Origin of the sequence: uncultured Kordia sp. (assembly GCF_947489565.1) — a bacterium.
In the GTDB taxonomy this organism is placed as follows: domain Bacteria; phylum Bacteroidota; class Bacteroidia; order Flavobacteriales; family Flavobacteriaceae; genus Kordia.
This window is the reverse complement of record NZ_CANLEA010000019.1, coordinates 92,927-108,296: the sequence shown is the minus strand read 5'-3', so window position 1 is coordinate 108,296 and position 15,370 is coordinate 92,927. Positions and strand designations below refer to the sequence as shown.

Below are 15,370 nucleotides of genomic sequence, written 5' to 3'. Positions count from 1 at the left end.
AATATAAGCAGCTTTTTATTCCATCCAACTTTTTTATAAACCTTTTTTTGCCTTTTTTTTAACCATCCTTTTAATGCCTTATTTATTAGCTATTTATATCGCAAACTTTTTTTTGACTTTTGTCTATTTGTCTATTTGTTGATTTGTTTGTTTGGCTTTTGCTTGGTTGTGGGTTAACGATTGAGGCATTGTTGAAGCTCCTCACTTCGGCTACCCTTAGTGACCTTGCTTTTTACTTTACTTAGTAGATTGCATTACACTATATACTATATACTATTAGTGAGAGCGACTGGCGAAAGCGTGACCCTTTGTATTTTATTTAAAAAGACAAAGGGAAACCCCATTAGGTCTTTGGTGTTGGGTGTTGGGTGTTGGGTTTAGATATCTGATTATTTATTTTCATATAATACACATATATATTGTACAGGATTTTGGTTCGTATTATCTTTGCCTGCTTAATATTTATTTTTGTATGATAAAAATTACATTGCCAGACGGCTCAGTTAGAGAATTTGATTCGAGTGTGACTCCAATGGATGTTGCCAAGAATATTAGTGAAGGTTTTGCAAGAAACGTGATTTCTGCAAACTTTAATGGTGTAACCGTAGAAACCACTACTCCACTTACGGAAGATGGAGCTCTTATATTATATACCTGGAGAGATGATGAAGGAAAGAAAGCTTTTTGGCATTCTTCTGCACATATTTTAGCGCAAGCAATTCTGGAATTGTATCCAGGTGCTAAATTATGGGTTGGTCCAGCTATTGATAGAGGGTTTTATTATGACGTAGACATGGGTGATACCGTGATTACCGATAAGGATTTTAAGACGATTGAAACGAAGATGCTTGAGATTGCAAGAGGAAAGCATGATTTTAAGATGCGCTCTGCAACTAAAGAGGAAGCATTATCCTATTATAAAGGTAGAAATGATTATAAGGTAGATCTTGTAGAAGGCTTGGAAGATGGAACGATTACTTTTTGTGATCATGATACTTTTACTGATTTGTGCCGCGGTGGTCATATTCCAAATACAGGTATTGTAAAAGCCGTGAAAGTAATGAGCGTTGCAGGTGCTTATTATAAAGGTGATGAAAATAATAAACAGCTAACTCGTATTTATGGTGTTTCTTTCCCTAAACAGAAAGAGCTAAAAGAATATTTGGAGTTATTAGAAGAAGCAAAGAAACGCGATCATAGAAAACTCGGAAAGGAATTAGAATTATTCACATTTTCACAGAAAGTTGGTCAAGGATTGCCTTTATGGTTACCAAAAGGAGCTGCTTTGCGTTCGCAATTGGAAAATTTCCTTAAGAAAGCACAGCAGAAAGCTGGTTATGAAATGGTCATTTCTCCACATATTGGACAAAAAGAGTTGTATGTTACTTCTGGTCATTTTGCAAAGTATGGAGAAGATAGCTTCCAAGCGATTACAACTCCAAAAGATGATGAAGAGTTTTTATTAAAACCGATGAACTGTCCGCATCACTGTGAAATTTATAATGCAAAACCATTTAGTTATAAGGATTTACCAAAACGTTTCGCAGAATTCGGTACGGTATATCGTTATGAACAAAGTGGAGAGTTACATGGATTGACTCGAGTTAGAGGATTTACACAAGATGATGCACATATTTTTTGTACACCAGATCAACTAGATCAGGAGTTTAAGAATGTGATTGATTTGGTAATGTATGTGTTCGGATCGTTAGGATTTGATAATTTTACAGCTCAAGTTTCATTGCGCGATCCTGAAAAGCCAGAAAAATATATTGGATCTGACGAAAATTGGGAAAAAGCCGAAAGTGCCATCATTAATGCTGCGAAAGAAAAAGAATTAAATTATGTAATTGAATATGGAGAAGCTGCATTTTACGGACCAAAATTAGATTTCATGGTCAAAGATGCACTTGGAAGAAGTTGGCAGTTAGGTACGATTCAGGTTGATTATAACTTGCCTGAGCGTTTTGATCTTACCTATAAAGGTAGTGATAACGAATTGCACAGACCAGTAATGATTCACCGTGCTCCTTTTGGAAGTATGGAACGATTTATTGCAATTTTATTAGAGCATACAGGCGGAAATTTCCCATTATGGCTCATGACAGAACAAGCAATTCTACTACCTGTGAGCGAAAAATATGAAAATTACGGGAAAAAAGTTTTAACTTTGTTAGAAAATAACGAAATTCGCGCCCAAATTGACAATCGTAACGAGACTGTCGGTAAGAAGATTCGTGAAGCAGAAATGAGCAAAGTTCCTTTTATGTTAATCATTGGAGAACAAGAGGAAAAAGATGGCACAGTTTCTGTACGAAGACACGGGGCAGGCGATATCGGAACTATAACTATGGAGGCTTTTGCTGAATTAGTCAAAGAAGAAGTAAAGAATAGCTTGAAACCATTTAATGTTTAACTTAAAATTTTAGAACCATAGCAATACGAAGAAAAAGAAGTAGAGCTCCTAGAAGAGAAATCAAGGAAGATCCACACAGAATTAACAGAAAAATTAATGCTCCTGAAGTACGACTTGTGGGAGATAATGTTGAAGTTGGTGTTTATCCAACAAGGAAAGCACTCGCCATAGCCGACGAACAAGAGTTAGATTTAGTTGAAATTTCACCTAAAGCGAATCCTCCTGTTTGTAAGATCATGGATTATAAAAAGTTTCTATACGAACAGAAAAAACGTGAGAAATCATTAAAAGCCAAAGCATCAAAGGTTACTGTTAAGGAAATTCGTTTTGGTCCTCAAACAGATGACCATGATTATGAGTTTAAGAAAAAGCATGCAGTTAAGTTCTTAAAAGAAGGAGCTAAATTAAAAGCGTATGTGTTTTTCAAAGGACGTTCTATCATCTATAAAGATCAAGGGCAAATCTTGTTATTAAGATTGGCACAAGAACTTGAAGAATATGGAAAGGTAGAGCAAATGCCAAAATTAGAGGGAAAGCGAATGATTATGTTCATCGCACCAAAAAAGAAATAATGTTTCTACTCCGCTCAACATAATTAATGTTAGTAGAGTTGAACTGAAGAATAAGCGAAATATTTAAAACAACTTAGGAATTATGCCTAAAATGAAAACAAAATCCAGTGCTAAAAAGCGTTTTAAGCTTACAGGTTCTGGTAAAATTAAAAGAAAGCACGCCTTCAAAAGCCACATCTTAACAAAGAAGTCTAAGAAGCGTAAGCTTAAGTTAACGCACAGTACATTAGTACACGAGAGTGACGTTAATAGTATTAAAGAACAATTACGTTTAAAGTAATCCGTTCTTTCGGTTAAAACAATTTATAAACCCTGGAGTTAGGCCTATCAATATTGTAAGTTTTTAATTTGCAATTTAAGAAAAGACTAAGTGTCGATGATCGACCGCCTACTACAAAAAATCATTTAAAATTATGCCAAGATCAGTAAACGCGGTTGCTCGTAGAGCCCGAAGAAAAAAGGTATTAAAACAAGCCAAAGGTTACTTTGGAAGACGTAAAAACGTTTGGACAGTTGCAAAGAATGCGGTTGACAAAGCTATGAGTTACTCATACAGAGACCGTAGAAATAAGAAAAGAACATTCCGTGCATTATGGATTACTCGTATTAATGCAGGTGCTCGTTTGAATGGAATGTCTTATTCTCAGTTTATGGGGAAAGTAAAAGCTAATAACATCGAATTAAACCGTAAGGTTTTAGCTGATTTAGCTATGAATCATCCAGAAGCTTTCAAAGCAATCGTTGATAAAGTAAAATAAATCGTCAAATAATATATATTTCGCTTAGAAAACCGACACTAAAAAGTATCGGTTTTTTTTATGCTCTTATTTTGCAGTCACTCTTCACATCCGTTTAGTATCAACCAAACTCCACTCCTATTTTAAATAGCAATAGAATCATCTCAAAAATTATTCAACTAAAAAATTAGTTTAAACTAAAACTTTAGTTATATTTGTTTGTAAACTATTTAAAAATGAAGAAACGTATTTTTTTACTACTTATAATATGTATTGCGAATCTGACTTCTTATGCGCAAGAGTCAAACAATCACCCAAAATTATTAGCAGCATTTAAAGCGCAAAATTCGCTAAACCTAGAAACTTCTAGAGAATTGTTTAGCGCATTATTAAAGGAAACAAATGTATCCAAGAAAGATAGATGCATTGCGCTACGAAAGTTAAGTCTGCAAGATTGGAAGTTTTATAAGGATTATAATCAAGCAAAAAAAAGACTCATGGAAGCCATACAAATTGGAGATTATGTTTCCGAAAGCTATGTTGTACTGAACAGAATTGAAAGTGAAGCTCACAATTATTCGAACGCTTTAGTAGCTGCTGAGAAATCTCTTGAGACTGCAACTTCTGCTTCCGATAGTACCTATGCTACGTATTTATACAGTAAGACAATATTAAAAGAAGCCACAAACGTAACGCTTCAACAAAAACCTATTGACACATCCAAACTACGCAAAGCGTCTACTCTATTACAAAAGATATTAGCCAAAAACCCTACACATGTTAATGCCGCTGAAGTTTTACTAGGTGTGTCATTACTTTTAAAAGACGGATCGTTGGCACTGAAAAGTTGGTTGGCATATTATCGCTTTGTCGATGTAAACGCTGCGTATTCTTATTTAAAAGAACCTGCAAAATTACTGTCACTTGAATTACCTATGTGGAATTCAGAAACCTCAAATTTTCAACGAACAAAAGCGATTATTGTTTCTTTAGCGAATTCTAGATTTTACGACTTTGCCAAATTAGTAGCTCTAAGAGAAAACGATAGTATACAGGCGAAAATTAAAGCTGATTCAGAAATTCAAGATATTATACATTACACCAACTATCTCAAAAAATTAAAAGATACTACAGATGAATACTATCGCTTGTCTGCCATTGAGAAAAATGAAGATGAGAATACTAAAAATAGAGAGGCTTTTATTAGCAATTTTAGAGTTACTAATGATAATTTAATGAATACATTATCCATTTTCAAAAAGAAAAGTAGTGAATATAGCATCCGTGAATTTCGAGAAAAACTGAGAACTCATTTCGGAACTGTACAAATTATTGCTTCTACTAGCAGCTCAAGTACGTTAGGAATGATCATGGGACATATTGTAAATGAACGAACGGAAACCATTAAACAATACAATCATGAAAGCGATTTTACCTTTACAGAAATAGATATGATGGTTTCTAATGGCTATCCAAGTTGGTTTTGGGAAGATCGTGGCGCAGGCGGATTTGCTGTTGAAGATGGTTTTTTACGTGTAAAACAACTTTTTAAATCATTACCTATTAATGCTTGGCAACGTATTACGGATCCGGTAAAAAGAGGGAAAATCGAAAAAGAAATTGCTGAAAAACTATTCAGTAACAGTACCGATGAAAAAACTATTTTTTCGGGTTTATCTCAAAAGCTAGAACTGGATGCTTTGAATGATTTATACAATACATTAAAAACACAAGGCTATACAGGCATACAATTACAATTAAAATTTATTGAAATGTATGAAGCCTACAGAGACAGAGCAACAATGTTTGCACATGAAGGACGTCATTCGTTAGATAAAAAAGTTTTGAAAGATAATTATAGAGCTTTAGGATCTACTGTTATTGAATATCGAGGACGTTTGTCTCAAATAGTATTTAGCAACGAACCACGATTAGAATTAGCCAACATGATTGATGGTGTAAATAATTCTCCAACGGGAATGTCTAACAAAATGATTGTAGATGTTGCCAAAGAATGGATTCTCAAAAATCATAGTGAAATCAAAAATTATGATGCAACGCAAATACCAATTTCACAATTGTACAAGCTTAGCAATGCACAAATTATTGCTTGTTACAAAGCTGTAGATCCTTTTTATATCGATTCAAAAAAATAATTAATGTGAGTTCTATGATAGTTACAACTGATTTTCATAGAACTCACGCTAAACAGAATATTCTACACAAATTATTGAATGCCAAACTACTTACAATTTAAAAATAGAAAAAACGCATATACTTCTAAAAATCACACAAAATCCACGGTATTCGTTATACATTTTTTTTCAATTTCTTTGCATATTTCTGCATAAATTCACAAAAACAAAAAAATATCTTCAATTTAACCCTTAAAAATTTGATATTTTTTCAATTTATCATATTTTTAGGTCGAATTCCCCTATTTATTGTTTATGACTAATATTCTATCGAATACAATGGTTGATAGTGTAGCAACTGTATTGCAAGAACACCAGCATGCTGCCACTTCCGAAACCTTCTCCCAAGGAGAATTGTTCGGGCTATTAGAGTTGCCTTTTTTAATTATTGCGCTCGTCTTTTGTTTCTTAACAGCAAAACGACTTCGCGGCGGAAAATTTGGAAGAGGAATGAACCTAATTGCCTGGGGATTTTTAGTTATGGCAATCGGACACCTTCACATGCAAGTAGATCATTTGTACGGTTACAACTTATTTAATGAGTTACTTGGACATGCTATTGGAAAAATCGTTTGGTTTACTGCATTGATTGCAACTTGGGGATTATCTGCTTTAGGATTTTATAAAATATATAAGGCTAGCAAGATTTAGAAATGTCCTATCTTAATAAATTTTTAAAACGTAACGTACAGAAAGCTACCAAAAATAAGAACGCATCTCTTAGCGTTACAATTTCTGCCCTATTAGAAGATGTAAAGACGCAGCTCTACAAATATTACGTTCATTACGAATTAAGCTCTAAGCTTAAGGTATTTGACAATATGTTTGAAGATAAACGCATTGAAAATTTCCCCAATTTATACTTAGAGATTGAAGATTTTTTAGCGTTACAACCAGATACTAAATTTAATAAAGCGCAATTTCGTCAAAAAATACTGCAAAAATTCCCCTTACTGAACGATGCCGATGAAATACGTACCATATTTATCTCAGATGATCATACACAAAAAGTAATCTTATCAGAGTTGTTTTTGAAAGATGTATTATTGAAATCAAAAGACCTACTCGGAAATTTTAATAATAGCTTTTTAGTCGAAGCTGAAAATCTACTTGTCAATTCTCCATTGTCGTTTGAAGTAGTTACGCAGCAAAAAGCATCCTCTATTTTAAAAGAACTCTTTGAATATTCGAATTTAATACAAAAGAAAATTCAAGAAAGTCTTGGGGTAAATGCAATGTTGAGCATCTATAATAACGCCTACAATAAACACTTTAACAACTACTATTTACTCGAAAACTTTACCATAACTGTGAATTTAGTCCCCGAACAATTATTGGTTGCAGAAAACGTAAACCTACCAAGCAAAGGGCAATTGCATCGCTTGCTTAAATCTCAAATCTCAAGTTTGGAAGATATCAATTCTAAACTAAGCAAAGAGATTTTTCAAAAGTCTCAAATTCAAAAAGAATTAGAAGAAAATGAAAAGCTCTATTCTGCGGTAATTCACAACTCATTAGACGCAAATATCATTTTTAATGTAGATGGAATTATTATTCGATCCAATAAAAAAGCGGCAGAATTCATCAATGCGCATGAAAACCAAATTAACTTTTATAAGCTTTTGCCCGCAGCGTTTTCTGAAAAACTGAAAGCGATTATTGAAAAATTCTCTCTCAATACAAATGCAGGTTTAGCACAAGAATTTTTTGAATTTGAAATCTATGAGAATAATGAGATTATCTATTACAACTTAAAAATCAATCCAATATACATCAACAGTAAAGTGTTGTTTTTCTGTGTGATTCGTGATATATCAAAAGATATCAGAAACATGATTCGTATTGAAGAAGCGCGTGTAATTGCAGAGAAATCTGCCAAAGCAAAGACGACGTTTTTATCAAATATGAGTCACGAAATTCGAACACCTTTGAATGTAATTCTCGGTTTGTCTGAATTGTTCAATAGAAAAGATTTTACGGGAAGTGAAAAAGAATATGAAAACATTGAAGCTATCCGATTTTCTACGGAAAATTTGTTGATGATTGTCAATGATATTTTAGATTTTTCTAAGATTGAAGCCGGAAAACTGAATGTACAGAAGGTAGATTTCAATTTTACAGAACTCATTTCCAATCTTCATAAAGGATTTAAGATTAAAGCTGAAGAAAAAGGACTCGATTTTACCATGAATATTGCCAATACGATTCCTAAATATATTGTGGGCGATCAATACCGATTGAGTCAAATTTTGAACAATCTAATTGGAAACGCCATAAAGTTTACCAAAAAAGGCTTTATCAATATCAACATTATTGCCAAAGAACTTAAAGATAAAACCATTCAATTGTACTTTACCATTGAAGATTCTGGATATGGGATTCCGAAAGAAAATCTCGATAGCATTTTTGAAAGCTTCTATCAGTCAAATCACAGTGAAAAAAAGCCAGAAGGTACAGGTTTAGGTTTGAGTATTACCAAAGAATTAGTCTCGCTTTTAGGCGGAAAATTAACGGTAAAAAGCAAACAAAATGTTGGGACAGCCTTTCATTTTGATCTTAACTATACGGTCAGTGATTTGAGCGATGTAGAATTGCAAAGCACACAAAACATCAATCACAATTTGCGTCACAAACGTATTTTAGTGGCTGAAGACAACAAGTTGAATCAGTTGTTCATCAAACAATTGCTCAAAAAATGGGATGCAGAAACTACGATTGTAGAAAACGGTCAAGAAGCTGTGGAAGTCGTAAAAATGCAAGATTTTGATTTGATTCTTATGGACATTCAAATGCCTGTTTTAGACGGTTTGGAAGCAACTGCGGCCATTCGTGCTTTAGAAAAAGAGAAAAAAGACATTCCAATTGTTGCCTGCTCCGCCGATGTATTTCCTGAATCAAGGCAGAAAGCAGAAGAAGCTGGCGTGAATTACTATATCACAAAACCCATCAGCGCCAAGTCAATCAATGAAATTTTATATTTACTAACGACTAGCAATTAACAATCTAAAAGCGAACTCTTTCAAGTTCGCTTTTCAATTTCATATTCTTTATATACAATCTCTACACGTAGGCATTTCCGTTTGTGTAATACAATCTATCAAAATACTTTCGCCACATGTTTTATAAGCTTGTGTCTCAAAACAAATATTAATACCGTTTACATCAAGCGTCAATATGCATGGTTTTGCCAAAGACTCAATATTATTTCCTCCTCGTTGATGCAGTGCATCTAACTTAGAAATTGTTTTCTTGTTGAGTCTAAATTTTGTGAATTTGTCTTTTTTCATAATAAAAGTTTTAAAATTAATAATGCTGCTAAACAACGTATAAATACTAAGCTTACAAATTGGTTATATCCTAAATTGAACGATTTATGTTGGCACTTTTTGGGGAAAACGAACTAAAATTCAAAAAAAAGCGAACCGAAGTCCGCTTACGTTTATCCTATGAGTTCAATTCTTTGAATCCCTGTCAATCCACTTCCCCCGTAAATAACTTTGGGATTTTCTAGTCTAAACTTCTCTAGTTTTTCTAACATAACTATGGCTTTTAAAATTAATACTAAACTCTTTAAATACTATATGTCCTAGCTTGTACGCCATTTCCAGAGATCATCAGTAGCTGTATAACCTCCTTGAATAGCATGTAGATTTTCAATTGAAAATTGTTCTAATTTTTCTAACATCATAAATTGTTTTTAAATTAATACTATACTAAAACTACTTATAAAGTATCGAACTAAAAACAACTGCTGCCCCAAATTAGATGATTTGTGAACGTAAAACAGTAAGTTTTATACACAAAAAAACCAGCAACTTAAGTTTAACTTGCTGGTTTGTTTATCGTATTTTTTGTCTGTTTGAAACTCTTTAATATTCAAAACCTAAATTTCAAACACTAAAGAATCTGTCAAAATCAAGTTTTCTGCTTTTTCTTTTTTGCCGCTGGAAATAAGATATTATTTAAAATTAAGCGATATCCTGGCGAATTTGGATGTAATTCTAATTCTGTTTTTGGATCTCCTACTCTATGCTGATAATCTTCCGGATCATGTCCGCCATAGAATGTAAAAAATCCTTTTCCTTTAATTCCGTGAATATAACGACCTTCTCCATTGGTTCTATTCTCTCCTAAAATCAATACAGATGGTTTTATTTGTGAACGATCAAAACTTGTTGTTTGTCCCATAAAACCTTTAACTAATGCGGTATGATTTTGACACAACATGGTTGGAATTGGATCCCATTTTGCTGAAAAATCCATCAGCGTGAAATAATCTGCATCTTTTATGATGCGTCGTTTTGAAGTCATATCAATCGAAGAAAACTCATATTTAGTCGAGCTTCTCTCTAATTCAAAGTTTGTAAACGCAAAAGTTTTATTGAAGTCTATCTTATTTTGATAATTTCTATCCGACACATCGCCGTCAAACATTGGCTCGCAAATATCAACACCTTCTGCCGCCAACGCAATATCAAAACTATCTGTAGCACTGCACATGGCAAACATAAATCCGCCACCAATTACATAATCACGAATCTTTAAAGCAACATCGCGCTTTTCTTCTGAAACCTTTGAATATCCTAACTTTTTCGCCAATGCTTCTGCTTCCTTCTTCTCTCGAATATACCAAGGTGCCGATCGGTAAATACCATAAAACTTTCCATATTGACCTGTAAAATCTTCATGATGCAAGTGCAACCAATCGTATTTTATCAAATCATCCGCCAATACTTCTTCATCATACACAACTTCATATGGAATTTCAGCATAGGTCAACACCATCGTAACGGCATCATCCCAAGGAACATTTCCTTTTGGAGAATATACCGCAACTTTTGGCGCTTTTTCCAAAATAACGGCTTCCTGATTTTTACTTGGACTCGCAATTTCTTCTAAAATAGTATTCGTCTTAGCATCTGATAAAATCTCATAAGAAACGCCGCGAATCTTACATTCCTTTTCTACGGCATCAACCGCAGGCAACAAAAATGAACCGCCGCGATAATTGAGCAACCATTTGACTTTAATCTTCTTTTCGAGCGACCAATAAGTAATTCCGTACGCCTTTAAATGATCTTTTTGTGATTCTGAATCCATCGGAATCAGAATATATGAAGCATAGCTACTTACCGAAAACAGTAAAAGTAGTATGAGTGTACTAATGTTTTTAATTTTCAACTGCATGATATTTTATACAACGGAAAGATACGCAAAAATTATACCGCTGTAAAGATTTTATCGTTTCTGTAACAATTTCTATCAAAAATTACGCTTCATCTCTTTAGAATCAACAATTATACAAGTCTAAAAACGTGCTCATTAGAAGCCTAAAATATGGGCTTAAATACTGTAAAATAAGGGCTCACATAAATTCACCCATTAAAAAAAGGGGAAAACACTGAATCAAAAAGCATAAAAACACTCGCAACTAAAAACCCGTATGGAAGTAGTTTTACCACTCTAATATTAACTACAACTCTTTATGGAAAATACCGTAATTATTAACTCTATAGGAAACGCAACTCCTGGAGCTTCAAAAGTATTGTCGGAAGCTTTAAAAGTCCCACAAGACTATATACTGAAACTATTGTACAACGCACCATCTGTTTTATTTCAAAAAGTAGATAAAGATACAGCGCAAAAAGCAGAAGACACACTTACAAAACTAGGTTTAGATGTGTCAGTTTGTACCAAAGATGACGAAATCGATTTAAAAACTGAGTCTATTGATATCAGTGTAAGTCTCGATAATATTTTGTCATTACCTAAGGTCATTGAACAATTGGCTGTATTCTTAGGATGCAAGCAATCGGAAGTATTAAACTTATTGTTGAATGAACCAAGTATTGTACTTGGAAATGTATCTGTAGCAACGGCAGAAGCATTACAAAAACGTACGGATGCCAATGTGCACTTCTCAAATCCGCGTAAAGATGCATATACAATTCTTATCAGTAAAGAAGCTTCGGATGTAAAATTGCGAAATATTGAAAAAATTCTAAAAACAAAAGCTGAAGAAACTCCTACTGCCTATGTAATTGAAAATGTATCGTACGATCATTCGCAGTTACTGTGGAGACAATACCAATCTGACAAAGCTGTAAAACTCTTAAATCAAAGTCATCAACTAGTATCTATTCTTTTAAATGATTTTGATGTTTCTAAAGAAGCACATGTCAATTTCTTGGTAGAAAAAATTGGAATGCCCGCAGAAATTTTAGAAGATATACATGCTGCACTTCCTATTTCATTATTTGAAAATGTGAATAGAAATCAAGCAACAACAATTAGTGCTGATTGTGCTTCAATAGGCATGATCACAACTATTGAAAAAGATTTCATCTTTAAGAAAAAGCTACAAGTTTCAGCCATTGAAGATGCTGAAAATGTCACTAAAATCTTGGCACAATTCATTGCTCAAGAAGATTTACCAAAAGCAAATGCAACCAACTGGACGAGCAAAGAAGAAGTGCCGCCATTAATTGCACGATACCTTTTAGCACAATTAGAACAAGTACAATGTAACCCAGAAATCATCAATTAGTCATGGAAAAAAATATGCTACACTACCGAATTGCAGAACGTGGAAAAATGCACGCTTTAGACAAAAACTATAAAGAAGCATTACGCCATTATAAAGAAGCAATGAAAATGTCACAACAAGAAAAAGATAGCGAACTCTTTTTTCAACACTACAGTCAGTGCGTTATGGAAACCTTAGAACTTTCTGGCGCACATGATCAAGTGATTGAATTTTGTGAAAACTATCGCTCATTCTTAAAAGATAAAGAACAAAGTGTTTTCGTGAGAAAGCACAATGCTTTTGTAAGCGAGCGTCAAGCAATTCAGCATGTATTAAGAGAAGAACAAGACGAAGCAAGAACATTGCTTCAAGAGATTCAAAAGGATCTCGGAAGAGGTAAACAACCTATTACAGATGAGCTTTTAGGTTGGTTGCAAAGAGGATACAAAGTCAATAGAGACCAATTGACCAGACTCCAAAAAAAACATAATTATTTTATTGTGAGAAAAGAATCAGTAAACACCAAAATTGCCATGGATTTACCTGAGGGCATTTCTCCATTCTAACTTTTAAAAACAGAAAATGGCAGACGTACAAACATTTGATCAGGGATCAAAAATACTACAAAACGTAGACGTTAGTAGTATGGTAACTGCGCTCGCCTTGGGTATTGCAGAAGCTCAAGAGCGGCTCGACACGAACTCGGTTTCGCAGCTTATTCGACTTTCCGAAAGTAAAGTAGCTGGGAAATCATTATTAGAATTAGGGTTTCAACCCGCATTTTATGCTTTTGATTATGCTGATATTTCAGCATCCATCAGCTTAAAAATGGCAGTCAAAGAAGAAGTTGAAGTAGACTTTAGCTTATCGGTGGATTATAAAAACAACACCACTTTTGACAAAGATTTCTTTAATCAATTAAAGCAAAACAAAAGCAAATCTTTAAGCAAGTATTCTAAAACGCAAAAAGATATTTCGTTACAAGCAAAAACTTCAGAAGATGTTAGCATCAATGAAAAATCATTCAAAATTCACAAAGAAGAAGGTTCGTATTCTAAAGTAGAGAAAGCGAAAGAACAAATGCGTGATGAAGCGAATGAATTGCGCGTAGAAAGTGTTATTGAAGACGAAAGAAAGCTTGAAGAAAACAGCTCAACTGCTGTGTATATTGCAAAAGAAGAAGGTTATGTAGTTATTACAGAACCGTACATTCACACAGATACAGAAGGTTTATTAAAACTAGATTCTTCATCGTATCCTTCAAGCAATCCAAAACCAGAAATTACACTGAAAGGTGGTAGTCCAGGTAAAAAATTCACCAAAGAAACCGATTATGCAACCACTCTTGGAAACGCAAGAACTGCTAACGGAGGAACTGTGGTGGGAATCAACGCAGATGGAATTCACCGATCTGGAGGAAAAAAAGTACATGAATTTTTCTTTGGTTGGGACAAGTATGATATGAATTATACCTATTCTAACGGCGTAAAATCAGATGCTGTAAATCTAGCAGATGTGACAGCTTTAGCTATGCTTTTAAAAAGAGACACTTCTTTAAATATTACTGTCAAAGGATATACTGATGGAAGCGGAAGTACAAGCGATAAAAATGCTAAATACAACGAAGCTTTAGGTCAAAAAAGAGCAAACTCTTTTAGAAGTGAGCTGAGTAAAATTGCAGGTGTTACCTTTGATGACACTCGTGTAAAAACAGAAACTGAAGGTGAATCTTTAGCCAACGGAAGTTCTGCAAAAGATGCCAATATTCGTAAAGTAACTATTGTATTTCCTGCAGGTGCACCAGACTATATTCTTTTCAATGGAGGAGAAATTACAAAAACTGGAGCAGCTCCAAAAAATACAGGACCAGACCATTTTGTATATGTAGAAACTTCAAACTCTAGTGCCAATTCAGGTTTAGACATCACTTTTAAATATGGAGGAAAAACCTATGTATTGCGCGATACGAACGCGAATCAACTATCGTCTTTAGTGAATAGCAAAGGAAAATATCAAGAGTTATACATCGAAAAAGTAAACGAAACGTATTACCTATTACACGAAGAAACGAAGATCAACTACTTTATTCACTCTAAAGAAAATAAAGAAGTCAATGTAAAGGTAAATAATGAGGCTTCCGCCGATATGAACAAAGAAACCACAAAAGTATATGTGGGTGAAACACAAAACGAATTTTCGAAATTAAAACAATCTCAAAAAGATTTTAAAGGAGATCGTTCGTTGGCAATTAGTGGTTCATTAGATGTTCGTTATGCACGTCAGTTCAACATGTCTGTAGAAGGAAATGCTTCTGTATCGGCACGTATGATTTCTGTACCGCCACCAACAGCATTGGAAAATTATATTCAATCGCTGACAAACACAAACACAAATTCAAACTAATTATTGATGAGTACAACGCCTAAAGTAATACAACAAATTACCAACGCTCCGTTGCCAATGATGCTGGAAAAGCTCGGAATGTCTATTGCCAATGCGCAATCGGCTTTAGATGCGAATTCCATTCGTTTGGCAAATGAATTAGCCGCGGTAAAGATTAATCTAGGCGATGAAGAATACAGTTTATTAAGCCTTGGTTTTGCACCCACATTTTACGCTTTTACAGAAGCTTCTGTAGAAATGAAAATGGAATTTTCTATGGCTGAATCTGAAAGCTACGGAGGCGCATTAGGATTCAGCTATGGAAATAGCAGCAACTCCAACAATAGTTCTAGCTCAAACAATAGTAGTAGTGACAGTACTTCTACACAAATGTTTGGCGTATCTATATCGGCTCATTATTCACGAAAGTTTTCTTCATCAGCAGAAGGCTCCTCATCAATTGCAGCAAAGATTGTATCGTTGCCTGCACCTGATATATATCTTGAATTATTAAAAGCAACAATTAACAAAGAAGAGTAACA

13 protein-coding genes are annotated in these 15,370 nt (G+C 34.1%); 11 read left to right on the top strand and 2 right to left on the bottom strand.

Translation table 11 applies throughout. From position 1 onward, the window contains the following. Positions 1-472 precede the first annotated feature (472 nt). The 7 genes from thrS (at position 473) to Q0845_RS22030 (ending at position 8,919) form a co-directional block, all read left to right on the top strand. Positions 473-2,416, top strand: a complete 1,944-nt coding sequence (gene thrS, locus Q0845_RS22060; RefSeq protein WP_298518021.1) for a threonine--tRNA ligase — start codon at positions 473-475, stop codon at positions 2,414-2,416. 59 nt (positions 2,417-2,475) lie between these two features. Further along, the gene (infC, locus tag Q0845_RS22055) at positions 2,476-2,988 is read left to right on the top strand and encodes a translation initiation factor IF-3 (RefSeq protein ID WP_298518024.1); all 513 of its coding nucleotides are present in this window, start codon (positions 2,476-2,478) and stop codon (positions 2,986-2,988) included. A gap of 82 nt (positions 2,989-3,070) precedes the next feature. Further along, positions 3,071-3,268, top strand: coding sequence for a 50S ribosomal protein L35 (gene rpmI, locus Q0845_RS22050; protein WP_073181711.1), 198 nt, complete (start codon positions 3,071-3,073; stop codon positions 3,266-3,268). A gap of 133 nt (positions 3,269-3,401) precedes the next feature. Further along, positions 3,402-3,746, top strand: coding sequence for a 50S ribosomal protein L20 (rplT, locus tag Q0845_RS22045; RefSeq protein WP_046744546.1), 345 nt, complete (start codon positions 3,402-3,404; stop codon positions 3,744-3,746). Between the two features lie 215 nt (positions 3,747-3,961). Then, complete coding sequence (locus tag Q0845_RS22040) at positions 3,962-5,881, top strand: hypothetical protein (protein WP_298518000.1); 1,920 nt, start codon at positions 3,962-3,964, stop codon at positions 5,879-5,881. Between the two features lie 294 nt (positions 5,882-6,175). Continuing rightward, a complete protein-coding gene (locus tag Q0845_RS22035) occupies positions 6,176-6,571 on the top strand; it encodes a hypothetical protein (RefSeq protein WP_298517998.1) in 396 nt (131 codons plus the stop codon). A 170-nt stretch (positions 6,572-6,741) separates the two neighbouring features. Beyond that, entirely contained in the window at positions 6,742-8,919 is a 2,178-nt protein-coding gene (locus Q0845_RS22030) for an ATP-binding protein (RefSeq protein WP_298517996.1), read from the top strand. A gap of 48 nt (positions 8,920-8,967) precedes the next feature. On the opposite strand, the gene Q0845_RS22025 is transcribed toward Q0845_RS22030, so the two are convergent. Next, positions 8,968-9,207 (bottom strand): hypothetical protein, encoded by a 240-nt coding sequence (locus Q0845_RS22025; protein WP_298517994.1) that lies wholly within the window; start codon positions 9,205-9,207, stop codon positions 8,968-8,970. 628 nt (positions 9,208-9,835) lie between these two features. Continuing rightward, a complete protein-coding gene (locus tag Q0845_RS22020; protein ID WP_298517992.1) occupies positions 9,836-11,107 on the bottom strand; it encodes an asparagine synthetase B in 1,272 nt (423 codons plus the stop codon). A 298-nt stretch (positions 11,108-11,405) separates the two neighbouring features. On the opposite strand from Q0845_RS22020, the gene Q0845_RS22015 reads away from it, so the two are divergent. Genes Q0845_RS22015 through Q0845_RS22000 form a run of 4 tightly spaced genes read left to right on the top strand, consistent with a single transcriptional unit; the run spans position 11,406 to position 15,368 of the window. Further along, positions 11,406-12,467, top strand: a complete 1,062-nt coding sequence (locus Q0845_RS22015) for a hypothetical protein (protein ID WP_298517990.1) — start codon at positions 11,406-11,408, stop codon at positions 12,465-12,467. Positions 12,468-12,469: 2 nt separating this feature from the next. Then, positions 12,470-13,012: a hypothetical protein gene (locus Q0845_RS22010; RefSeq protein WP_298517987.1), complete on the top strand. Its 543-nt coding sequence runs from the start codon at positions 12,470-12,472 to the stop codon at positions 13,010-13,012. 16 nt (positions 13,013-13,028) lie between these two features. Beyond that, entirely contained in the window at positions 13,029-14,849 is a 1,821-nt protein-coding gene (locus Q0845_RS22005) for a hypothetical protein (RefSeq protein ID WP_298517985.1), read from the top strand. A 6-nt stretch (positions 14,850-14,855) separates the two neighbouring features. Continuing rightward, positions 14,856-15,368 carry a hypothetical protein gene (locus Q0845_RS22000; RefSeq protein WP_298517983.1) on the top strand — a complete coding sequence of 171 codons (513 nt, stop codon included), beginning with the start codon at positions 14,856-14,858 and terminating at the stop codon, positions 15,366-15,368. Positions 15,369-15,370: the final 2 nt, after the last annotated feature.

Excerpts from the sequence above, each read along its gene's own strand:
- Q0845_RS22040 (WP_298518000.1), top strand. The coding sequence starts at position 3,962 with ATGAAGAAACGTATTTTTTTACTACTTATAATATGTATTGCGAATCTG.
- Q0845_RS22035 (WP_298517998.1), top strand. The coding sequence starts at position 6,176 with ATGACTAATATTCTATCGAATACAATGGTTGATAGTGTAGCAACTGTA.
- Q0845_RS22010 (WP_298517987.1), top strand. The coding sequence starts at position 12,470 with ATGGAAAAAAATATGCTACACTACCGAATTGCAGAACGTGGAAAAATG.
- Q0845_RS22020 (WP_298517992.1), bottom strand. The coding sequence starts at position 11,107 with ATGCAGTTGAAAATTAAAAACATTAGTACACTCATACTACTTTTACTG.
- rpmI (WP_073181711.1), top strand. The coding sequence starts at position 3,071 with ATGCCTAAAATGAAAACAAAATCCAGTGCTAAAAAGCGTTTTAAGCTT.
- Q0845_RS22025 (WP_298517994.1), bottom strand. The coding sequence starts at position 9,207 with ATGAAAAAAGACAAATTCACAAAATTTAGACTCAACAAGAAAACAATT.
- Q0845_RS22000 (WP_298517983.1), top strand. The coding sequence starts at position 14,856 with ATGAGTACAACGCCTAAAGTAATACAACAAATTACCAACGCTCCGTTG.
- rplT (WP_046744546.1), top strand. The coding sequence starts at position 3,402 with ATGCCAAGATCAGTAAACGCGGTTGCTCGTAGAGCCCGAAGAAAAAAG.
- Q0845_RS22005 (WP_298517985.1), top strand. The coding sequence starts at position 13,029 with ATGGCAGACGTACAAACATTTGATCAGGGATCAAAAATACTACAAAAC.
- thrS (WP_298518021.1), top strand. The coding sequence starts at position 473 with ATGATAAAAATTACATTGCCAGACGGCTCAGTTAGAGAATTTGATTCG.
- Q0845_RS22015 (WP_298517990.1), top strand. The coding sequence starts at position 11,406 with ATGGAAAATACCGTAATTATTAACTCTATAGGAAACGCAACTCCTGGA.
- Q0845_RS22030 (WP_298517996.1), top strand. The coding sequence starts at position 6,742 with ATGTTTGAAGATAAACGCATTGAAAATTTCCCCAATTTATACTTAGAG.